This window comes from Wolbachia endosymbiont of Oedothorax gibbosus, from assembly GCF_936270145.1.
In the GTDB taxonomy this organism is placed as follows: Bacteria; Pseudomonadota; Alphaproteobacteria; order Rickettsiales; family Anaplasmataceae; genus Wolbachia.
Window position 1 is genome coordinate 705,065 of the sequence record NZ_OW370537.1, and the last position, 24,384, is coordinate 729,448.

12 protein-coding genes are annotated in these 24,384 nt (G+C 35.0%); 9 read left to right on the forward strand and 3 right to left on the reverse strand.

Features of this window, described 5'->3' with window-relative positions:
* Window positions 1-76: 76 nt before the first annotated feature.
* Window positions 77-5,590 carry a DEAD/DEAH box helicase family protein gene (locus NBW37_RS03455; protein WP_250296925.1) on the forward strand — a complete coding sequence of 1,838 codons (5,514 nt, stop codon included), beginning with the start codon at window positions 77-79 and terminating at the stop codon, window positions 5,588-5,590.
* A gap of 13 nt (window positions 5,591-5,603) precedes the next feature.
* Here NBW37_RS03455 and NBW37_RS03460 read toward each other — a convergent pair whose 3' ends face one another.
* Entirely contained in the window at window positions 5,604-7,139 is a 1,536-nt protein-coding gene (locus NBW37_RS03460) for a lysine--tRNA ligase (RefSeq protein WP_250296926.1), read from the reverse strand.
* Window positions 7,140-7,239: 100 nt separating this feature from the next.
* Between NBW37_RS03460 and NBW37_RS03465 the strand changes: the two genes are divergently transcribed.
* The 8 genes from NBW37_RS03465 (at window position 7,240) to rsmD (ending at window position 22,367) form a co-directional block, all read left to right on the forward strand.
* Window positions 7,240-7,536, forward strand: coding sequence for a type IV secretion system protein VirB3 (locus NBW37_RS03465; protein WP_250296927.1), 297 nt, complete (start codon window positions 7,240-7,242; stop codon window positions 7,534-7,536).
* A gap of 9 nt (window positions 7,537-7,545) precedes the next feature.
* Window positions 7,546-9,951, forward strand: a complete 2,406-nt coding sequence (locus NBW37_RS03470) for a VirB4 family type IV secretion/conjugal transfer ATPase (RefSeq protein WP_250296928.1) — start codon at window positions 7,546-7,548, stop codon at window positions 9,949-9,951.
* Window positions 9,944-12,400 (forward strand): TrbL/VirB6 family protein, encoded by a 2,457-nt coding sequence (locus tag NBW37_RS03475; RefSeq protein ID WP_250296929.1) that lies wholly within the window; start codon window positions 9,944-9,946, stop codon window positions 12,398-12,400. The genes NBW37_RS03470 and NBW37_RS03475 overlap by 8 nt, the downstream gene beginning before the upstream one ends.
* A gap of 33 nt (window positions 12,401-12,433) precedes the next feature.
* Window positions 12,434-14,848 (forward strand): TrbL/VirB6 family protein, encoded by a 2,415-nt coding sequence (locus NBW37_RS03480; RefSeq protein WP_250296930.1) that lies wholly within the window; start codon window positions 12,434-12,436, stop codon window positions 14,846-14,848.
* Window positions 14,848-17,787: a TrbL/VirB6 family protein gene (locus NBW37_RS03485; RefSeq protein WP_250296931.1), complete on the forward strand. Its 2,940-nt coding sequence runs from the start codon at window positions 14,848-14,850 to the stop codon at window positions 17,785-17,787. The genes NBW37_RS03480 and NBW37_RS03485 overlap by 1 nt, the downstream gene beginning before the upstream one ends.
* A gap of 89 nt (window positions 17,788-17,876) precedes the next feature.
* A complete protein-coding gene (locus tag NBW37_RS03490) occupies window positions 17,877-21,071 on the forward strand; it encodes a TrbL/VirB6 family protein (RefSeq protein WP_250296932.1) in 3,195 nt (1,064 codons plus the stop codon).
* Between the two features lie 2 nt (window positions 21,072-21,073).
* A complete protein-coding gene (locus NBW37_RS03495) occupies window positions 21,074-21,703 on the forward strand; it encodes a WD_0853 family protein (RefSeq protein ID WP_250296933.1) in 630 nt (209 codons plus the stop codon).
* Between the two features lie 115 nt (window positions 21,704-21,818).
* Entirely contained in the window at window positions 21,819-22,367 is a 549-nt protein-coding gene (gene rsmD, locus NBW37_RS03500; RefSeq protein WP_250296934.1) for a 16S rRNA (guanine(966)-N(2))-methyltransferase RsmD, read from the forward strand.
* Here the strand turns inward: rsmD and NBW37_RS03505 are convergent.
* Both NBW37_RS03505 and NBW37_RS03510 read right to left on the reverse strand, forming a co-directional pair.
* Complete coding sequence (locus tag NBW37_RS03505) at window positions 22,364-23,695, reverse strand: hypothetical protein (protein ID WP_250296935.1); 1,332 nt, start codon at window positions 23,693-23,695, stop codon at window positions 22,364-22,366. The two genes, rsmD and NBW37_RS03505, sit on opposite strands and share 4 nt — an antisense overlap.
* An 84-nt stretch (window positions 23,696-23,779) precedes the next feature.
* A complete protein-coding gene (locus tag NBW37_RS03510) occupies window positions 23,780-24,379 on the reverse strand; it encodes a COQ9 family protein (RefSeq protein ID WP_250296936.1) in 600 nt (199 codons plus the stop codon).
* Window positions 24,380-24,384: the final 5 nt, after the last annotated feature.

The window sequence follows — 24,384 nt, forward strand, 5'->3', positions numbered from 1 at the left end:
GGAACTAAGAATTTTTAGTTGTGAAGACGCGTATATTATGTATAATGTTTTTAAATAGTATTAATTTTGGGGTAATATGACTGGCACAAGTGCGGCACCAAATAAGTTTTTAGGAGAAGATCCAAAGGTAGAGACTGTAGGGCAGAAAGTAAGAGATACAACACAAATAAAACACTCTGTCGAATTTCTAAATGGCGATAATGACACTATTAAGGTGATTGTAAAGAAGATTGAAGAAAAAATAAAGGGATCTCAGCCTCTGGGTGAGGCCGATGTCGGCACTGATGGAGTAGATGCTAAAATTAAGATAGAATCTGGTGAAAAAGATGATGTATACAACATTAAATTTACAGATATTACAATTAAACCAGTTCAAATTCAAGATAAGAAACGGATTGAAGAATTAGCTGCATTCAAAGCACTATCAAATACACTTAAGGAAGTGCGGTTATTTGCATGCAAGGTGAAGGTAGATGGCAAAGAAGAATATAAATTTGGAGCAAAGTTTGGTGAAGGTGAGAAAGAGTTTACCATAGGTGGAGATAATGAAAAGTTACCATATAGATCACAAGTAAGTGCACTAGAAGATGGTTTTGATAAGCATTTAGCATTAATTGCAACAGCAACAGGGTCTGGTAAGACCATAACAAAGCTCATGTTTGCTCTTGTAGCAAAATTACGTGGAATGGATGTTGTATCGGTTACTCCCCGTGCTGATTTGGTAGGGCAAGAATATGAAGAGCAAAAAGGAGCTGTATCAAAGCTAAGTGGCGTTAACCATAATGGTGATTACGTCAAAGAATACAAGCACAATGTTGTGGGTCTCGAGACTTTCTTTAAGAACTCAAATGAAATATTAGATTTTAGTAAATTTTCCAAGCTGCTGAAAGATGAAAAAGCGGAAAATAAGGAATTTAAGGTGGATTTGAAGAACAAGAAAATAACAATTGGTAGAGACATCCAGATCTATGAAGATCGCTATACGATTAGGGGCAAGGAACATAGGGAAAGTATTTTTAGTGACCGCAAGCTACTCTTGATGCTTGATGAAGTGCAGGATATGGTTGACAAGGGAGAAGCATATTATAAAACAACCCAGCTTTTGCTATTGCTTGCACATTGGAAAAAAATAAACCTGGTAATAACAACAGCAACTCCTCCTGTTTGGATGAAGGACTATATAAGAGAGGAAGAAAAAAAGAAACCAGCAGAGGGAAGAGCGCATATTGAAGCTCAATCGTTGCAGCAAAAAATTATGTTGGGTATTGGCGCGAGAATTGATGTTGAAGTTTGCAAGAATGTAGGAGATAGTGATTTTGTTAGTAAGTATGTAGAATATCATAATAAGGAATTATTAGAAAGATCTGAGGGTGATAAATATTATTATTACAAACCCAAGAAGGACAGTTCTAATATAGAGGAAGAGATAAGGAAGTACATCATATGGAATATGCAGAGTGTACGTAATAGAATGACTCTTGCGTGCATGGATTCTGATCAATCTAAAAAGCAGTTGAAGGAGTGCTTGTGGAAAGAGAAAAAAAGTTCAGAGATAGGGAAATGTCTTTATAATAGTAAGTCATATGATTCAATCAGTGAAGTAAAGGAAAAACTTTTAGGTCAGTTTGGTCAAGAAAATGGAGAAGCAATTGATAAAGTTCTCAAAGATTTTGACTATAAAGGCAGCATTGTTGACAGTGGTACATTTGCCGTTGAGCACGGGATTATTAACAATGTCATATCGTGCATAACTATTACACAAGATGAACTAAAGAAAGGTAAGTTGGAAGATAAGCTAAGTGAGCTCGATAATCAACGGTTCTCAAATATAGAATCATTCAGAAAAAAAGTTAGAGATGAGATTGAAAAACTTAAAGATAACGATGATAAGAAAGCTCACGAAAAGATAGAGGAATATGTTGAAAAACTGAATATCGACAACGATGGATATAAAAAAGATATAAAATCAGCAATGAAAGCTGTATGGAAAGTATTGAAAGAAAGCGATGATAAAAGGTTAAATGAGTTGCTAGATAACCATAATCTCAGCAAAGAAATTCACAGAATGATGCCACCTAATTTGGGTTCCATGTTTGTGTACGGATCCATACTCAGTAACAGTGATAGAGATATTCTTAATATTCTTGAGGAAAATAGAAGTACTTTCTTCAGATACCTCAAAGAACACTATGAAATAGACGGAGCATTGGCAAAAATAGAAGAAGAGTGTAACGCACTGTATCTAGACTATAAAGAAGCAAAGGATGATGCAGATAGCTATAAGGAAACAAAACTGAAGCCAGCTGAGAATAAGTTTAAGGAAGCAGAGAGAAAGCATACCGCATGTCAAGAAAGAATAGAAGAATTAAAAAAGGGGATAGAAAAAGCAAAAGGTGCGGATCGAAATAAAATTGAGGAGATGAAGAAAGAGTTAGGAAAAGCTACAGCAGAACTGCCGCGTTTACAGAAAGATGAAACGGAAGCCACAGGCAATATGGAAGCCTGTCGAATTGTATATGATGGTAAAGCAGAAAAAGTAAAAGAAGAGAAAGGAAAACTAATTACTGAATTTAGAAAGATTGAAACAGAGTTTAAAAGTAAAGAAAATTATCCATTAAGGGAATTACGAAAAATTTGTGAAGAGTTATCTGTCTACGAGGCTCAAGGTAAAGATGAATCCACCGGTGATAAATCATCAAAAGATATAGAGACTAAAGGCATAAATGAGTCCACTGGTGATAAATTATCAAAGGCGGGTCTTGTTGGGTATTATTTCAATTGGGAAAGGAAATCAGGTTATAATAACCAAGTACTGCATAACGTTCTTATGAGAGAGACGATGGAAGATAATGCAGAAAATAAGAAGCAGTGCGTGGGTAGGGGAGGTAGGAAGAAAGGTCCTATTATATCATTATCTTATGTTGATTCTGCAAAGATCAATAGTCCTGGTACAGTAAAGAATCAGTTAACAAAGGGTGATCCTTTTGACTCTCTTAAGGAGGTAAAGCATAAAATTGATACGAAGAAGTATGCTGAAAGGATGGTTGAAAAAATCGAGGAAGTTGTTAATTCTAAGTATCCAAAAAAAGAGAGTGAAGGGACTAAGGAAGAAACTAAGTTTATTAATGAGGAGGTATACAATGGACTGATTGGAGAGACTTTTCAGCACATTTTGGATGTGCGTCATGAGATTTATAATCGCAGTGGATACAGCAACGAAGCAAATAAATGCTTTTATCAGGTTTTAAAGTCTGCAACTTCTACTTTGAAAAAACAACTTGATCAAAAAGGAATAGTAGTAGGAGATTGTGAAATTGAGCTTGGAATTAAAATTCTTGAGAAAAAAATAGGTGAGCTGTCCGAAAAATATAAGAATTCTTCACGTGACATTGAAGGTAAACAAGAAGAAAAAGATAAGGTTAGTAACAAACTGAAGATAGAAGGAAATTTTTTAAAGGTTATTATCATCAAATTTTGTACCCTGGTGCTACGTTTGTGGTATTGGAGATTCACCCTTGACGAGTCACAAGTGAAAATAGTTTTAGAGAAAGAAGATAAGCTTACTTTCAAAGAAAGAGTTGGCCTTGTCAGGGAAGAAAATAGGACAAAAAAAGAAGAAACAGCTCTATTAAAAGTGCAGAATAAGCAGAATGCGGAAATAAAAAGTTCTGAGGCAAAAAAGGGACGTCTTCAAGAGCAGTATAATAAAATGCATCAATTTATAGGGATAAAGGAAATCAAAGGTAATGTGAAACAAAAAGAAATAACAGATGGGTACAAAAAGAGGGTAAAAGAAGAACAACTTGAATACATTGCATCAGAGTTAAAAGAAGTGCAAAGTCGTTTGCATAAAAATGAGAATGATGTGAAAGTGTTTAATGAGCTCAATAGTAATACAACCTCAGAAAAGAGTAATGATAGGGATGTAACAATCTTAGAAGGCCGTATGGAAGCTCTCAGGGGGGAATTAGAAAAGATTGTTGATTTAGCTAAAACTAAGGATGTCTTAGTACTTCTAGAACGTTTAATCATACAAGAGCCATTAGCGAATAATCTGGAATCATTCGCAAAAGGGATGGAGGTGATAGCAATAAGGCTGCACAGTTATGAGTTGATGAATGATGATGATAAGAAAAAAATAATAGATCAAATTAATGATCTGCGCAATGCAAACAACAGTGAGAAACAAGAAGAACAGGCCAAGAAAATAGTTGAACAGCTATTAGATTGCATGAATGTGAAAAAGGAAGTTAAAACTTCAGTGGGCCTGAAAGGTACAAAAGGAGGTAGAACTAAATTTGAGAAGTTGTACAATACAATAGAGCATAAAATTAAAGATCTCAGCAGTACAGATCTTGCCAAGTGCAATCTTGGTGATGCTCAAAGTCTGCTCAAGTATTTTGATGACTTTGCAGATGAGAAGAAAAAGATAGAAGAATTGCAGAAGAAAAAGAAGCAGTTAGAAGATGAAAAAAATGAGTTATCCGATGATGCAATACTAACTGATATTTGCAGAAGATTGAAAGTATCTGAGAGTATCAATAAGAATTACGATGTAAGAAGGGTTGTGTGGCTGGGTGCAGTACTTACTGAATTCTTGCCAAAGCTTCAAGGTGAAGACAATCTTGATCTCAAGGTGAAGTATCTCAGCTCCCCTATTTTCTTAGAGCTCTTTACTAATATCGTGGCACCACTTGCTAATGAAGGAAATCTCAAAATAGCACTCGATATATTTGACAAAAGTGGCAATAGTTCAAAAGACGGTGCAGAAAAAATCTGTGAATTTTATCAAAGTTTGTTAAGTAAGGATTCTGATAATATAAAAAAGAAAATTAATGAGGATTTTGATAATGTGTTAAAAAATACAGCACAATTGTGTGTGTTAATTGTACTTACAAAGTTCAATCATCACGCTAATGCTGCTAGCAAGGATCTTGATCTTATAAAAGATTTAACGCTTGGTTCTCTTGATCCGATGGGTCTTCTGAAGGAGAATTTTGCTAACAATAACACTGATAATGAGGAAAAAAATATATTACAAGATATTGCAGAAAAATTTTTCTCAAAGAACCAGACTACAGAAAAAGCATTTGAATATCTAAAGGAACATAATCCTATGAGCAAAGGAATTCGTGGTAAGCACTTCAACACTGGAACAACTTTATTTACAACGCTTAATGCAATAATGAGAGGGGCAGCTGTTGTGGCAGATTACAAAGCTCATAGTGGAGATAATCAAGATAGCATGTTAAACAAAGCACTTGGGTTTCTTGGCAATAGTAGTATTAGAAGAGCGAAAGAAGAAATTGCAAGATTAGGTAAAGATGTACATAAAGAGGTTGCAGAAAAATGTATTTATGAATATTTAGAGATGTTAAGAGCAGGATTAAATGGTCGTAATTACTCTCCACCTCAGGAGCCTGGTGATTTGCCGGAAACTTCGCTTAATGCTTGCCATGTTCAAAAGTTATCGGAAGATTATAAGAAAGCATCACAAGGTTCACTCCCTGCAAGCTTAATAGCTTCTCCAGATGCTGAAAAGTTGGATATAGTTCAGGAAAAAGTTAAATTGGGTGGAATTGGTAAATAGTTGAACTGGCCTTCTAAAGTATGCGCTTAGTAGTGCTTTCTATGAGAAAAATCGTATTATCCATTCCATAAAGCTTTATGAAAGATCCCATTCTTGGGCCGGTTTTTTGGCCAAGTAATGTTTCATATAATAGCTGAAACCAATCACGTAAGTTGGTGTAATCATATTTTTTTCCAATAAAAAATACCTGAGATTGAATTTCTTCAGCAGTAGCAGTTATAGATAGAGAATGTAAAGTGTCCTTCAAATCTAGTAACGCTTCTTTCTCTTTTTCATTTGGAGTTTTATACGATTTTGTTGGTTTGATAAAATCGTGGTAATACTTTACTGCAAAGTCTGAAAGTCTATCAAGCATTTTATTATTTTCTGGTGTAACGTTCGGTGCATAAGAGGATATAAAACCCCATAAGATCTCTTTGTTTTCAGCATTACAAGCTGCTGCTAGGTTTAAAAGTAGTGAGAAATTTATGCCTGAAGTTTCTATATTTGGAACTTTGCCCTGGTGAATGTGCCAAGCAGGATTATTTATATCCTTTTCTTTGTTCTCATGATAACGCTTAACAAACTCTAGATACTCATCAGTTGATTTTGGTATCACATCAAAATATAAACGTTTAGCTTTTTTAGGACTCTGAAAAATGTACAATGCTAAGCTCTCTGTTGGTGCGTAAGTTAACCACTCTTCAATTGAAATGCCATTTCCTTTTGATTTTGATATTTTCTTTCCTTCTTTATCAAGGAAAAGCTCGTAGCAAAACAGAAGTGGTGGCTTTTCTCCAAGTATTTCACATATTTGACTTGAAAGCACAGCAGATGGAGTTAAATCTTTTCCATGAGCTTCGTAATTTACTCCAAATGCGGCCCACCTCATTCCCCAATCAGGTTTCCATTGCAGTTTACATTTTCCTTTTGTTACCGGAACTTCTATTTTTTCCCCGTTTGGATCTTCATACGTGATTGTTCCTTTATCTGTATTTGTTTCAATTACTGGAACTTGTAAAACTTGAGAAGTTTTTGGGCATATTGGCAAGAATGGACTATAAGTATGCTGCCTTTCTTCCCGAAATGATGGAAGCATTACGTCCATTACTTTATCATAATTTTTCAGCAAGAGTAAAAGTTTTTCATCGTAAATGCCAGATTTATAACACTCTGTTGCACTCCTAAATTCGTATTCAAATTCAAACATATCAAGAAATTTACACAACAATGAATTCATATGATGGCCATAACTCTGATGAGTGCCAAATGGATCAGGTATCATAGTTAGTGGTTTATTTAAGTGCTCTCTTAGCATCTCTTGATTTGGCACATTATCTGGTATTTTTCGCAAACCATCCATATCATCTGAAACTGCAATGATTTTGGTTTTTATACCAGGAGCTATTTTTTTTAATGCATTTACAATAACTGTAGTGCGGAAAACCTCTCCAAAGGTTCCTATGTGGGGTAAACCAGAGGGTCCATAACCAGTTTCAAATATTATTTCTTTTCTATTCGGAAATTCTTGCAATATTTTTTCTGCTTCTTGAAACGGCCAACTTGTCATTATCTGGATTAAATAATGTATCTTAACTTAAAGTGCTACTAGTTTCAATGGATTTTTAATATAATGATATAGTATTAGTTATTATTAGAAGGTTAAAGATATGTCCACAGGTAGTATACAAACAGATCAATTATTCAAAGGTCTTACAAGACCTGCAATGCTCTTTGGTGTGAGTTATATGTTTGCAATATTAAACGTCCTGATTTGCATGCTAATTTTCATTAATTCAAATGATTTAAGAGTGATTCTCTTAATGTTACCAGGTATACATGGACTTGGTTATATAGCTTCTGCAAAAGAACCGTTGTTTATTGAATTATTTATGGTAAAGTTAGGAAAATGCTCAAGGTGTTTAAATCGTTTTTATCATGGAGCCAATTCTTATGATATTGCTTAATGTTGTGTGATGCTGAGGTTTAGGGCTGTTCAATCAAAGAATAAATCTACTCTGAGCAGGGAAGTTCACGCTGCTGAATTTATTCCTTATTCTTGCTATTGGAATAGCACAACCTTGATGACAAAAGAAAATTGGTTGGTTAAGGTTATAAAATTAAGTGGCTTTGCATTTGAAACCGCCGATGACGAGGATTTAGTAATACAAAATAATATCAGGAACCAGATGCTAAGAAGCATTTCATCTCCGGCATTTAGTTTGTATTTTCATACTATCAGACGTAAAAAAAATATTTTTTCTGATGAATTTGCAAGTCAAGGTTTGCCGAATTTTTTCGCTAATCACGTCAATCTAAAATGGAGAGAAAAACACGCAACAAGGCAATCATTTATTAATGACCTATACATTACGATTATCCGTAGAGCGGACACAAAAGGAGTAGAATTTTTATCACATCTACTAAAAAAATTCGGACATGTAACTTCAAAACATGCTTGGGAAAGTGATATGCGTGCTACGTATGAAGATTTAGAGGAAACGACAAATCGTGTAGTGACAAGCCTTAGAAATTATTCGCCTAAAATTCTTGGAGTAAAAGAAACTCCCAATGGCCTATTTTGTGAAATAATGGAATTTTTATCCAGAATTGTAAATTGTGGCTTCGTTACAAATACACTTTTTCCGCTGAGAACTGAAATATCAACGTATTTGCCAGTACACAGATTGTTCTTTGGTCGCAAGATGATACAGGTTGTGACTCACAATGAAAGCAAATATGCTGGAATAGTTAGTATAAAAGAGTATGGAAATAATACTTCTGCAGGAATGCTTGATTCGTTTTTACAACTTCCTTACGAGTTTATAATTACGCAATCTTTTCAATTTATAAACAGGCAAATGGCGATTGGAAAAATGCAGATACAGCAAAATCGAATGATACAGTCTGCAGATAAAGCTGTTTCTCAAATAGCAGAAATTTCTCAAGCACTTGATGACGCAATGAGTGGTAAGATTGCATTTGGTCAACATCACCTGACTATTTTATGTATAGCAAAAAGTCCTAAATCATTGGATAATGCTCTGTCATTGGTAGAATCTGAGCTTTCTAATTGCGGTGTTTACCCTATTCGCGAAAGAGTTAACCTTGAACCAGCATTTTGGGCGCAAATTCCTGGTAATTTCGATTATATAGTGAGAAAAGCTACAATAAGTAGTCTTAATTTGGCTGGATTTGCATCTCAACATAATTATCCTACTGGCAATAAATTCAATAACCACTGGGGAGATGCAGTTACAGTTTTTGACACGACATCTGGTACTCCATTTTTTTTCAACTTTCATATAAGGGATGTTGGGCACACTATGATAATTGGCCCAACTGGTGCTGGTAAAACTGTTTTAATGAATTTCTTATGTGCTCAAGCGATAAAATTTTCTCCAAGGATATTCTTTTTTGACAAAGATCGCGGTGCAGAGATTTTCTTAAGAGCACTTGGTGGTATCTATACTGTAATAGAACCAAGAACTAAAACAAATTTTAATCCTTTGCAACTTGATGACACTTCTGATAATAGAACATTTTTAATGGAGTGGGTAAAGTCTTTAATTTCGGTATATAATGATAAATTTACTTCAGAAGATATTGCACGAATTAATGATGCAATTGAAGGAAATTTTAAATTAAGAAAAGAAGACAGGTTCTTGAGAAACCTTGTACCGTTTTTAGGGCTTGCAGGTCCTGATACTCTAGCTGGAGCAATATCTATGTGGCATGATAATGGTTCTCATGCTGCAATATTTGACAATAAAGAAGATTTGCTAGATTTTTCACGAGCAAGAGTATTTGGTTTTGAGATGGCTAGCTTGCTCAAGGATCCTGTTGCCCTTGGACCAGTATTGATTTATTTATTCCATAGAATTAGTATATCTCTTGATGGCACTCCATCTATTATTGTTCTGGATGAAGCATGGGCGTTAATCGATAATCCGGTTTTTGCACCTAAGATAAAAGACTGGTTGAAAGTGCTGAGAAAGTTAAATGCTTTTGTAATTTTTGCTACTCAGAGTGTTGAGGATGCAAGTAAAAGTACTATTAGCGATACGCTTGTACAACAAACAGCGACACAGATTTTTTTACCAAATCTGAAAGCTACTAGTGTCTATCGGGATGTTTTTATGTTAACTGAACGTGAGTATATATTAATTAAGCACACAGATCCAAGTACTAGATTCTTTTTGGTGAAACAAGGAGTTAATGCTGTGGTAGCTAGAATAGACTTAAAAGACTTAGATGATATAATCAACGTATTATCTGGACGTGCAGAAAGTGTCATACTGTTACATGATATATTAAAAGAAGTTGGGGACAACCCAAAAGTATGGTTGCCTATATTTTATCAGAAGGTAAAAAATGTTTAAGACTAAACTGTCATTGCTATTAATTGCGATATTTTTACTAAATATAGACTTTTTACTCTCATATCCAGTGCTTGCAGATGGAGTAAGTGGTACTGACAAGACAGAATTTGTTAGCAGATTTAATTCCACTGGCAGCTTCAGTCGTGCCTCTAATCCTGATTGTGGGGCGTTTAAAACAGCTGCAGCACTTGCTGGAATAGCGATTGCTGTTGGCGCAATATTTACTGGCATTGTCTTAATCGTTTCTTCTGCTGGTTTATTTACCGCTCTTGTTATTGTTGGCATGATAGCTGCAATTGTTGGAGTCTGGAAAGCTATAGGAGGACTTGTTGTTTGTGAACATAGTTTTGTTAGACACCCAGTTGCACGTGACCATGATGGAAAATATAAAAACTTTAAATTAAAAGATACAGGTTATAGTGTCTACACAGATAAAAATTATCAAAAAGAAGATGAATATTTTTCTGCATTACAAGGAAAATCAGGAAAAGATGGAAAACAAACAGAAAAAGAGATTTTAGACTCTAACAACTCGGATACTATGAATAACGAATATAAGAATTATTTTTGGCCAAAAAATGGTGTGCAATACAGTGAATATATAGAAGTATGTCATCGAAACCCTTTAACTTTTGGTAATCTTTTTGGAAATATAGACTTTGATGTTAGGGAGAAAGACACTGGATATGAAGGTGGGTCATGGTCACCGAAAGTTGATGGCGCCCTAGAATGTAGAGTTCTTAAAGCTGGGCAAAGCGAAACCATACATGGGTCAACATTTAAAGCAGTGAGAAAAATGGGCAGGTTGTGTGTGGAGCTGGGAAGTATGAGAATGCTTGGTATCGAAATGACTCCTTGGCCGCAGGGGGTTGATATGGGGTGCACGGAATTGCCACCTGATCCACTTGCTCCTATGTGTGAAAAATCTGTGATGATATTCAAAAATAAAGATGGCACAGGGAAAGAAGAAGTTTCTATTGGTAGTGATAATAACCATAAAACTATTATAAGAAATAAGGAAAAAGAAGGAAAAATTTTTGTAGGTTACGACAATAAAGGCTGTTTTAGCTCGTATGTCTCTGAAGCTTGTTACAATCAGGCAGGGAGTAAATCATTAGCTCCTATTCCCGTAACTTCTATGATAGTGCAATGCATTAAGGAATCGTTAGATAATTTAGTTGCAGGTAAAGGTGCACCAAATGGTGAGAGTTTTATATCTGTAGCACAGAAAAGGCTGAAGAACGCTGTAACTGCTGTTTTGGTTCTAGCTTTAGTACTGTTCTCTATAAAAGCCATGTCTGGTGGAGTTCAGAGACCTCAAGAAATGTATATGTTGATCATTAAGTTTGCTTTAGTGATGTATTTTACAACTGGTGATGCCATGCAGAAGCACTATGGGTATTTGACGAAGCTTTCAAATGGTTTGTCAGAAATAGTATTGAAGGCATCATCTGAAAGCAAAGGTATATGTAACTACAAAGCAGAGGATTATGAATACGATCGTGCAGGAAATAAGGTATCTTACAGTTATCTTGCTCCTTGGGACAGGCTTGATTGTAGGATTCTATTCTATTTAGGAGCACCTTTAGAAGGGATTGGTGGCAAAATTGGTACCGGAGGTGTTGTAACATTAGCAATCTTGCTTGGTACTGCTCCTGTTTTGTTAGTTGCAGGTTCGATAATCGGTATTATTTTCGCTGGTGGACAAATTTTAGTAGCTCTTGTCTGTATATTTATGGCCGTTTTGATGATGATGGTTATTTTGTGGCTGTGCTATGTATTTATTTTATCTCTAGTTGCTTTAAGTGTAATCATCATTTTATCACCTTTGTTCATTCCTATGGTTTTATTTCAACATACCAAAGGATATTTTGACGGCTGGGTGAAAGAGTTGATTACCTATAGCTTATACCCGGTTATGCTTTTTGCGTTTTTGTCCTTTATGTTCATAGCATGTGATAAAATCTATTTTAAAAATTTAAATTTTGACAAAGAAGAGATCACAATATTAGACAATAAAAAACAGTGGTTCAAATTGAAAGATGGTGAATGTGATAACAATGAAACTACTCTAGCGTGTATGATGCAAAACTACAGCTTTAAAAAGAGCACTATACTTGGTCTATTTGATTTTACATACATGGAATTTGGCAGCTCTCTCATCGGAGAATTATTAAAATTGTGTCTAGTGTTATTCCTCTTTTACCACTTTTTAAACATTCTGCCTAGCATGGCTGCTGAACTTGCTGGTAACCATAGAGCAGCACTCGGTTCTGGTAGTACACCTGCACAAATGGTGAACAAAGCTTTATCTGCTGCTAAAGCTGCTGCTGGGGATGTTGGTGAAGTTGCTAAAGCTGTTGCTGAGAAGGCAAGAGGCGCTATTGGAGGAGGAGGTGGTGGTGGAGATGGAGATAGTGGTAAAGGTTCCAGCGAAACTGTTAAATAAGGTGGCGGCGATGCTAGTTAAGGTAAATAACAGATGCTTAAACGTTTAAGTAACCAAAACTTGGGTAAGCTATGCATAAGTTTTGTGGTACTTTTTTTATTGTCTGGATGCGGGGAGGATCACTGTATTAAGCCAGAAAATTTATCAGGTTTGCGTGAAAAACTAGATATAGTGTCAACAGAGCAGAAGTGGGTTGACTCTGGTGTCTATATCTCAGATAGAATAAGAGTAACAGAAATTAATATAGTGCCTAGCAATATTAATTTTTGTCCTAAGCAGTATGCAGATTTTGCAATTAGATCTGGAACAAATTCCGTTACATTACCATTTGCACTTGAAGCTGGTGATACGATAAGCTTTAGTGTTATTGGAAGTAAAGTATGTAAAGATAAAGAGAGTGAGACAAAAATCAGGTATGTAAAAATTGATGAAAAGTGCAGCGAGAAAGAAGAGGAGTATTTTGCACATGTTTTAAATCGAGAAGAATGTCAGGATGGAATATGTCCTAACAAATTCATGATAGGCAGCGCAAAGTGGCTGTCCGGGCAAGAGTACTGGAGTTCAAATTTTTCGAAGTCAGATCAAGATGAAAGAAAAAAGGAAATTAAAAGTATTATCAACTCTATAAAACAAGGAGAAAATATAGATTGCAGCAAGCTTTCAGATAGCAGTGCAAGTAAGATAGATACGCACATTTTAAATCTTGCATGTCAAAACATGTGTTATTATCATAACCAAAATTGCGTTCAGATAGAGTCTAATACTGTAGATGATGGCCGTGTGGCTAGAGAACTTGCTAACGCTTTAGCTGTTGGTAACGATGAAGCAAGTAAAGGAAAAGCTATCAAGAAGACTGTGGATCGTATAAGAGAAAAGGGGGTAAGTACTTACATTCCATCATTAGTAGTGTCAATGCAGGAAGAAGATTTTGAACGTGTGAGAAACGATGGTATACGCACTAACTATGATCATGAAGTGAAGGGCAATCATCACCAAGGTGAGAATTTAACTTTCACCCTTGGTACTGGAGGCAAGGGTGGTTTCAATATAAGAGTAATAAAGAACCACAGTCTAGAAAATAGTTTATATATAAGCGTTTCTGATAAATTTCCTGAGCGTGAGCCCGATGAAAACCAGGGAGATATACTCGTAGACATTAGCAAAGTTCATGATACTGAGTATATGGAAGGCTTAAAAGAAAAGTTAAAAGACAAAAGTGGCACCATATATTACGGAATAAGAGACCATGGCTGCGATTACAAAAATGAAGGTCAGTTTAGCATTAACCTAACAACTAAAGAGCCACCTACAAGAACTTTTAGTGCAATATATAATTTCTTTGATGAAAAAGTGAAAACTGCATTTTTTGGTTCTAGTTATAAAGACTCTAACGCAATTCACTCTGATACTAGTCCTGTAAAGTCTCTCTACGAAAGTTTTATAAAATCAAGCAAAACAAATACCATTAGATCCACGATAATATCACTGTTAGTATTATACATAACCTTATACACCCTTTACTACTTTTTTGGTTTAACTCATATTTCTATATATGAGTTTTTAATTATATGCGTAAAGATAGGAATCATCGTCCAGCTATTGCAGGATAATAGCTGGAATTTTTTTTATAACAATGCATTCTCTATGCTTATTAACACTCCAAAACAACTAATAGAAATAGCAAATTTTAGAGGTACGACATCAAATGTTTTTGAATTCCTTGATTTGCCGCTCAATAGGTTCTTGTCATCGCATTCAGTATTGTTAATAGTATCTCTTATATTTTCTGGCCCTTTGGGCATTGTATCTTTTTGCTTGGTGATTTGGGGGTTAATCACAGTGAGCTTATCTATTCTCAACGCCTTATTTTCTTTTATTACATCTATAGCAATAGTTGCGTTACTGCTTTCTTTAGCGCCTATTTTTATTATTTGTCTTTTATTTGCGTATACTAGGCAGATGTTTCACAACTGGGTTAAAAATTTAGCAAGGTTTGCAATTCATCCAGTAGTGCTTTTAATTTTTATATCACTGATAAGTCAGGTTATGGATTATATTGTGTATTCAGTGTTTAATTTTGAGGTCTGCACTACATGTATACTTAGTATTAATCTAAAGATTTTTAACCCTTGTATTTTTTATGGTTATGCTTCCAAATATACACCCAATATTACCGCTATGATGGCTTTTGTTATTTTGGGACACGCTATGAAAGCTTTAGTTGAAGCTTCTTCGAAAATATCTGACTCGTTGTTTGGTGTTTATGTGCAAAACGAACTTGGAAAAGAATATCAACAAAGCTTAATGGGAACAGTAGGGTTAGATGAACAAAGCGCTCAAAGAAGAGCAGGAAGTGCTTCTCAACAATCAGGTACGCCAAGTCAAAGGCCTCAAATACCGCAAAGGGCTCAAGGACCTCAAGGGCCTAAGATACCAGGGGGCTCATAATGATAAGTAAAAGATCGTTATTATTTATATTATGTTTCGCAATCACTGGTTGTAACATGGATTGTGTCGAACCTGGGTTGCAGAGCAGAAACACCAGCGTTAATGTGGATGTTCCAGTTCATAAAGCAGATAAGATCCATTGGGTTGATTCTGGTCAGGTAATTAGTAAGGGTGAGGAAATCAAATTCACCCTCGATGGATCAGTAAATTTTTGCCCTTCTAAAGAAGGCAAAAATCCAAGGAAAGTAGTTGTACCTGCTGTGTTTTGTGCTGATGGTTCAATACCAAATTACAGTAGTAAGTTAATTAATAATTCTGGTCTTGACGAACAAGAAGTGTGTAAGAATGTAGGGTTCGGAAACAGTCAATCCTATAGTAAGAGACGTTATGTTGATACTGGAATTAAAGTAAATCCAGGTGATAAGTTAAGCTTCAGCTTAATCCCTAGAGAGATGACAATTGATTATGATAATCCGGGAGGAAAGGGAATCAGCTTTGATGACAATTGTTATAACACTCAAGAAGGAGATAAAAAAGCTACAATAAAAGACATGCTCAATGGAGGAACGTTCTTTTGTGGGAACAATGGTAAAAGGACTGAAGTAAAATTTCCTCAGCTTAGCAAAGAAAACATGGAAGAAAGAAAAGTGCTAGTTGGCAATGGCTACACTCCATATGATAATAAGGTGCATTTTAACTTCAGACATATTGACGAGCAAACAGGAAAGCCATGGATGAATGGTGCGTTATTAGATTTACGACGAACTAAGATAGGATTGGACGAATTATGTAATGGAAAAAACTGCGATTTTAACGAAATAAAAAAGTACAGCTCTTATGAGCTTAACTGTTACTATCAAAATATGTGCTATACTAAAGAGGGTATAAGTCGTCCGGGGAGTTGCGTCTCTTCTATAAGGTATAAGAAGTACGATAAAGGAAATAGATGTGATATGTATTCTCACCTTAAAGAGGTTGAAGATAAGCTTAAGCAGATTAACGTTGATTTTACATCAAACACTGAAGAAGATATTTCCTGGGCTGAAGCTCTTGTTGCAAAAATTGGCGGCAGTGACAACAAAGATGGTGGTGCTAAGGGTGCTCAATGTCTTCCAAAGGAAAAGGGTGCAGGCGAAAGTGATAAGCGAAAAGGGTATGATTATGTGCGTAAGTGTTCAAAAACCAGTGATGATTTTGAGGATTTTTCTTTAAGGTTGAACCATGATTATGAAGTAAATCAAGGTATAAAGTCCGGTAGTGATGTAATGCTTGCTATAGCAAGTAATGGCAAATACTACCTTCATAGAGGTGGGTACCATGTTAAAGTGACTAGATCATGTCAATACATTAATGGCGAAAAACTGTATATGTATTTGGGTGATGAGCCACCTAAAGATTTGCATGGTGTGGGAACTAATGATTTCAAAGTGGTAGGAGTGAGAAAAAGAGTAAACGGAAAAGATGAGTACACCATATTAGATGTAATAAACGGAGAACACTTTCAGAACGGAGAATCTAAGAAGATATATTTTGGTATTGATGTAAGCAATGTGGAGAAAGATGACATTACAGACAAAAATGGCAAATATTACGAAAACAATAAGTACACAGTAAATTTATTTCTAAAAAGAAAAATAAACGATTTTATTTCATCGAATATAAACAAGATATTTGATTTTATAACAGCAGGAGGTGGAGACACTGTTAAAGATTTATATGAAGGATATAGAAAGGGCCTGTTTCAAGGAGTAAGAGCTTTACTTACTCTATACGTTATATTTACTGTTGTTGGCTATATGCTTGGAACAATACAGCTAAGTAAATTTGATTTCATTGTAAGAATGTTCAAGATAGCATTTATAGCTTTTGCCTTTAGCGATAGAAGCTGGGAACTTTTTGGTACAACTTTGTCCAAACTTTTCGTAGGTGGTAGCATTTATTTAGTTGATAGCTTTTCTGGCTATGTAGGAGAAGGGGGGAGAAAATTTGCATTCTTAGACTTAACAGTAGGAGTATTATTCACAGCAGAAACATGGCTGAAGTTTTTATCGTTAATGCTCTCTGGTCCTTTTGGCTTTATTGCATTTTTGACAATACTCTACGCTACTTATGTGTTCTTAGAATGCATTGTTAGCGCTACGTTTAAATATGTAATATCTACTGTTCTAGTGGCGTTTTTACTGTCATTAACACCTTTGTTTATCGTGTTTATTTTATTTCAACAGACTAAGTCCTTGTTTGATAATTGGATAAAAACGCTGGCTCACGTTGCAGTACAACCAGTTATTTTATTTTCATCTTTATCTCTTTTAAATCAGCTGATGTATTCAGTTTTATACAACCTCACAAATTTTTCTGCATGCTATCAATGTTTAATTAGCGTAAATTTCTTATCGTATGATCTATGCCTAATGAAATCAATACTACCTCTTGGATACAGTCCTGGCACTAATGTTGATGTTGCACTCAGTACCGGAGAAAGAGCTAGTGGACACTTTGCAGCATTACCTATAGACCTAATCCAGGCGTTTATATACCTCATTATTGCCGGTGCAATGGAAGCTTTTGTTTCTATATCGGAAGCTATGGCACAAGCACTATTCAGCTCTGGTTTTGGGGTTGCTGGCAGTGTTGGTCAAGTTGCTCGCAGTGCATCACAAGCTATACTGTCAACCGTTGGCCTTGATGATAAGACCCAAGGTATGATACAGAATGTCAAGCAACAAATGAGTAAAGATCGGGGAAAAATTGAGGCTAGATTACCTGACACGCCAAAGCAACCAGACAAAAAAGAAGATTCTAAAGGAAGTTCTGATAAAACAACAGGTGATAGATCTAAAACACTAACACAATTAGATCAGCAAAAAAATCCTGATGAAACAATAAGAAGTGACCCTAGTGCTAAAGCTAAAAACAAGGAAAAAAATGGAGAGGAGTAAGATATAAATGATGTTATGGAGTAACTAATTAAAAAGATATTTTAAGTAAAGTTTTAGAAATTTATTCTGTATTTGGAAAAAGTTTAGATATGCAATCACGTTTAGGCAAATGTTGGTTTAGGGTATTACTTCTTGCAGCTTATGTGCTGATAACAGGCTGTGGCAACAAGAACGACATGCCTTTTCCAAGGTGTATATCTGCTGACTATTTTGGTCCTGAACCTATTGCAGTAAGTGCTCATTTTTCAAGAGATCATGATGCTTTTATTCCAGAAGATGGAGAAGTTATTGATCCTGAAACTGGCGAAATTAATTATGGTTTTCACCCTAACCAAGTGGTGAAGTGGAAGGATACCGGACTTGAAACCAATGGAGATGATTTGATAGTGCGAGTTAATGGTGCATGGATATCTTGGGGTAATAACAATAAGAAAAAATCTGGAGGTAATTATAATTTGCAAAGTTTGGAGCAATTAAGATATGCAACTAAATTTGAAGGCAGGTCAAGTGATAATAGTCTACCTGACTTTCACTTAATTTGTAATGATTATAAACTTAGTACACAAAAACTTCCAAGTAACCCTAGTGTAAGTTGCAATGTGAATTGTAAGTGTATTAATGAAGATAATAACGCAAAACGTGGTGCTCCGTGTTGGTTTACTAATGGTTATGGTGCCTACTTTTTATTTAGAAGAACTTTTACAGATAGTGATGGTAACAAAACCATAGAACCAGATCCTAACGGAAGTCTGAAATCTATGCGCAATCCTGAATCTCCCACTGTGCATCTAGGTTACAACTCCACAGCTGAGGGCGACAATGGACTTTTTACTTTAGACAAAAATAGCACTAGATTAAAGGACAGAAATTGTGACTCGGTGGGATTAAAAAAGGGATGGAAAATATATGTAAAAATATTAGATAGATATTACTTAGATAATGCAGGTGGCTACTCTTTTGAGTTCTTAAGTGGAGTGCAGCAGCCAAGTAGTTTTGGGTTTTTTGATTACATTTATAACTATCTAAAATGTGTATTATTGATTAACGAAAATTGCGAAAAGCATTTTAACGGTGACGATCCTGCAGCTGCACAAGCTATGTTCGAAAATATAGCTGAAAAAAGTACGAGCTTTCACAATTTTGTTCTTTCCTTGCTTGTTCTATTTGTAATGATTTCATCGCTTCTTTATCTTTTTGGCATGATACAAGAAACTAAGCATGATATGCTCATCAGAATGATGAAAATCACTTTAGTAATAGTGCTTATATCTCCTGGAAGTTTTAGGTTTTTCTATGATCATTTTCTTGTTTTATTCGTCAAAGGCCTTGAACAATTGATAAGCATAATTACTAATTTTGCTCCCAACATGAACAACGGAAGTATTGCTCAAGGAAACGAAGATCGTGTTAAGTTGTTTAGCTTCATGGAAGATATGTTCAATAAGTTTTTTGCTTATTCTGTTTGGAAGAAGTTTGCAGCGTTTTTACATTACCAAATGTGGGCAAGTCTTCTTATGATACCGGCAATTTTCATAGGGATAGTTTTATATTTCTTGCTGTGCTTATATGCTTACATAATATTTCTCTCTGGCTTTATGGGTATAGCTTTTCTTATAGCTATCATGCCATTGTTCCTGATCTCTATTTTATTCTCACCGCTGAAAAGTCTATTTGAAGGTTGGATAAAATTCTGCATCAGCTTTTGTTTACAGTCGATTATGATATTTGCTCTCTTGTCATTGTTGGCTTCGATGATAATGAACACCTTTTATAGGCAGTTAGGTTTTACTGTATGCTACAATAAATGGTTTGAGGTAAGGTTATGTGCTCCAAAATGGGTGTTTGGCGGTTTTTGTATCGTTGATAAGCAGTATTTTGGTTGGACCCCAGGGCAAATTTTTGTACCTTACACTATCGGAGAAGCTTCTTCACTTAACATAGACAAAAGCATAGAAGGCATAGAAAAGATAAGCAGAGAAGGTGGTACAATAAAGTTTACTGGAGGCGCTGGATATATCCTTCTTCCACCGGATTATATTGAAAAAGGGTTTCGTTATATAGATTATCCTTTCTTTAATCCAATTCCTGGAACTCAAGACAATCCAGCAGACCATTATATAGCAGAGAGTGATATGGTAGTTAGTAATGGCTGTAGTGCAAAGGATCTAGTACGCTTAACAAATAGTTTATCCCATGCATCAGAAAGGGCTGACATTTTATCGTTGATAGGTAGTATAGACAAGAAGATAGGTGGTGAGATAAAAAGGCGTTATTGTTTATCTCAACAACATGAACAAGAATGCAGAAATTATGAGAAAATAATAGGCGAACACAGACAGGGTATCATTCGACCAAATTTAAAAAGTGAAATAAGGTCTTTAGTGCAAGGTATCATTACACAAGATACAAACTGCCAACCACAGGATTTCTATAGAGTAAATAAAAAATACCAAGAAAATAGTGATTACCAAAGGGTGCAAGACATACAGAGAGGTTATTTAATCAATGCAGGGGAAATCTTTGTACTATTCTTGCTTTCATTTTTAATGTTCTCCTTACGCACGTTCGTACAACAAATGGGCTCAAGTATCGCTGGTGGTGGATACAGCGTCTACAATATATCTAGTATGTATTCTAAGCATTCTCCAAGCGCTACTGCAAATCGCGACCCAGATGCGTCTTTTGTAAGTCAAATCTTATATTCTGGCAAATCAGTAGTGCAAGATGCTATTGGTGGAAGACTAGAGTCTCTAGGTAAATTTGCTACTGGGCTCCCTAATCAACTAGCCGGAGGTACAGCTAATTTATTAGGCAGGATACCAAGAGTTGGAGGAGTGCTGAAATACGCTATTGATGTGCCGCGTAAATTTGTGGGTGCTACTATTGAAGCAACAAAATTTATGACATCGCCTAAAAATGACGTCGATAAGCTTGAGAAAAAAATTTACAAGGCATTTGGAGTTGATGAAGAAGATATTACACACAGAAGAATTGGTAAATATTTGGATTATTATAAAGGGTATGTAGGATCACACTTGGGCTATACGATAGAAGATGCTATGAAGTTTACTTGGAAGCATGGCCTTGATTCTATAGGAAAGCATGGCTATGATCATAACCTACTCTATAGAGCAAAAGAATATAGGAGAGAGTTTTTAGAGAAGCTTCATGATCACACTATCGGTCGCAAGAGAGAACCAGAAAAAGACAAGCTTGATCAACCGGTCAGAAGGAAATTACCGGAACCAATGAGGAAACCAGATGCAAAAGGAGAAGAGGATTGAAGATGAAGACTAATAAAAATTTCAAAGGCCTTGATTATTATAAATTGCAGCAAGACAAAGATGGTAACATAAACTTAAATGACTATGATGACATTTTAAATGCGCGTAGGGCAAGAGTGGATCTACTGTTAGATAACACACCAGAAGATAATGTCGACCTTGCTAAATTAAATAAAGCTTTGGGTAAAAAATTCACAGATAATCATGAATTATTATCCGAATTTAATAAGGAAGATCAAGAAATTGCGCAAGAAAGGCTTAAGGTGTTTAGTATTTTAGAAAGCCTTGAAGACCTTGAAAACGTGAAAAGTGAAGATTTATTAGAGGTTAGCTTATTACTATCGGATCTTAGCTTCATAGAGAGAAATGTTGTACTAAACACCGATCAGAATTCTGATCTAGCAGGATTTAAAAACCTATTTATTGAAAAAAAAGCATCTGGTGAGGAATATAGTAATGAAGAATGTAAAGGCTTCTTAGATGATATAGATAAAATCAACACCATAATTAAGTTAGAATTAGAAAGCAGAATTGAAGGGATCAATCACGATGAAGGAAATAGTTATGGTGATTTACAAGATGAGATTGGTCAAGCAATTAATGCAGCAGGCAAATCAGAAAAAAATAACTGATGGTCTTGTGTTTGTATTCTTCTTGTAAGTAACTCTGGTAGCTTCAAACTGCTAAAAGCCATATTGACATTAATCTTATAGTATAAATAATTAATTGTTTTGGAGCTTATTTAATATGCTACGCATTATTGCAGGCAAATATCGCGGAAGAAAAATAACTACAGGCAAGCACTTAGCTGCACGACCAACTATGAGTATTGTTCGAGAAGCAATATTTAGTATACTTTCCTCAAGAAAACCTATTTATAACTTGAATGTACTTGATTTATTCTGCGGAAGTGGCTCTTTTTCATTTGAAGCACTTTCTCGCGGCGCTAAACATGCATTCATGGTAGATTCAGACTATCACAATTTGCAACTGCCTAAAAAAACAGCAGAAGATTTTGGAATTACAGGCGATGTCACGCTAATTTGTTGCAGTGCTAACTGCTTACCAAAACCTATTTCAAAGTGCAACATAGTTTTTATAGACCCACCTTATAATAGTAATTTAGTTGAATCAACGTTGAATGGATTAGCTCACTCAGGCTGGTTAAGCAATGATGCATTGATAATTCTAGAGATTAGGAAAAACGAAGGTTTTGAGTGCAATAAAAATTTTGGTGTAATTCTGGAACGTACTTACGGTATAGCAAGAATAATTTTTCTTTCTCTATTAACTTAAACTTGTATATGCTTTTCATTGATGGGTTTCAGTTCTATTTTCGTCAATTTTCCGAAGAAACCACTTTTTCTGTACTTCTCTAGATCAAAATTTTTATTAAATTCAGAGTTTATTAAATATTCACGTGCTTTTTCAATAAACTGCCTAACCTCTTCTTTGTAGTTTGTTCCATTATTGTTATCCTCACGGTAAATAAAATGTTCTTCGTGATCAATATGAATATTTGTATTCTTACAAGGTATTGCAGGATCATGTTCAAGTGCTATATTTCTTCTTAGCCTTTCTTTGGTGGATTGATTTTCAAGTTTACCAACAAGTTGCATTTCCTGTGGAATCACAGTATCGCCTTTCCTGCCAGCAATTAAGACAGGGCATTTTGTATCCTCTATAATTTTTCGTGGATTAAAATCTAATTCACATCTCCCAAACCAACGATTCAAGAGCATTGAGGGAAGCCATTTCACTAAACTCTTAGGAGAATCTCTGACTGTGTCCTTAAGTGAACTATAAGAATTATTGTGAATTAGCGTTAAATGAATGCCCTGATCTTCAAATCTTTTTAAAACTTCTGTTGCAACTCCTCCTCCAAGAGAATTAGTATCCAAAATTATATCGTTTGGATGCACACCTTGTACAAGTAACATATTAACCATTGCCATTCCAGCCTGAACTAACTTTTCACCGTTTGTTAGAAATTCATATAGTGCTACAACCTTTTCTCTTTTCAAAAAGAATTCAATAATATCTTCTATATCTTTGTTTTTTTCTGATTCTTGATCACAAGCTTCTACATCTATTTCCGAATCTTCACCTATAAGTTCATTTTTAAAGCATTTTATCCACTCAGGACTGAATTCATTTTCCAAAAAGCTTTTCATTTTATGTATGACAAACCTTTCCTTAACAAAATTAAAAAATACCCATAAGCAAAGTACGACAAAACATATGGTAGCCAAAATTGATAGCACTACTGACGTAAAAACTAATCCCGTAAGCACCTTTTTTGATTTTTGATTCTTGTATGCCAAGTATAACGACACAATAGAAGCAGTGGACAATATAGCAGAACATAACCATAGTGATACTATTCTCCTATTGAATTTTTTTTCTCCAGCTTTTAATTCTTCCTGGAAGAATTGTGGATTAACAATTCTAGAGAAATAGGGATAGTCAAAATAATGCTTAACTAACTTACTTTCTTGCCCCTTAAGTGCATTTTTACCAAGAGCGTTAACCTTAATACACCCAAGTACTCCAAAAAAGTTTATCACGTGTTTTGTATTTTCCTCTGGCTTGATATTACCATCAGTGTAATAAATAACTCTCATTTTATCGTTAATGAATATTTAGTTACTTTAACATAAAAATTAAAAAAAATCAAGAGAAATCAAAAAACTAGTATAATAAAAGACCTATAAGAAATTTCCTATGATTCCTTTTAAGCGAGTTTTGAATTTTTGAAATGTCATGACATTGTTGATACGTTTGTCAAGAAACGATAAAGTATCCGCAAAATCTTCTGAATAATCATTGATAAAAAAAAGTATCGTACTTAAGTACACTCCAGCTAATATTGCTCTTTTTGTATAGTAGTTAAAATCTGTTGATTGATCATGAATGCCATACCAAATCGCGCTAACAGTTCTGTATAAAAGTTTACTAGAGAAATATGTATTTTTTGGTGATACAGAGAATAACAAAACATTTTTTAAAAGTTCTCTATAATTCGGTAGCTTAGTGTAGTTTGAAAGGCGTATTTGAATAGCTAACTTTACTCGCTCTCGCACTTTCATGTTTTCTAAATTAGAATTTCTTAGTTCAGCTTCCATTGAGCTATTTAAGTCCTCTGCTATGTTCTCCAAAACGCTATATATTCCACTTTGGAATTTGCAAAAGCTATTAGCTAGATTAAGGTCTGTGCACACCTTTAATAGGGTTGCATCGCTTATCCCTTCAAATGGAATAACCCTAATTAGCTTATCTATTATTAACTTTATTTCATCCTCTTCCACGCAAC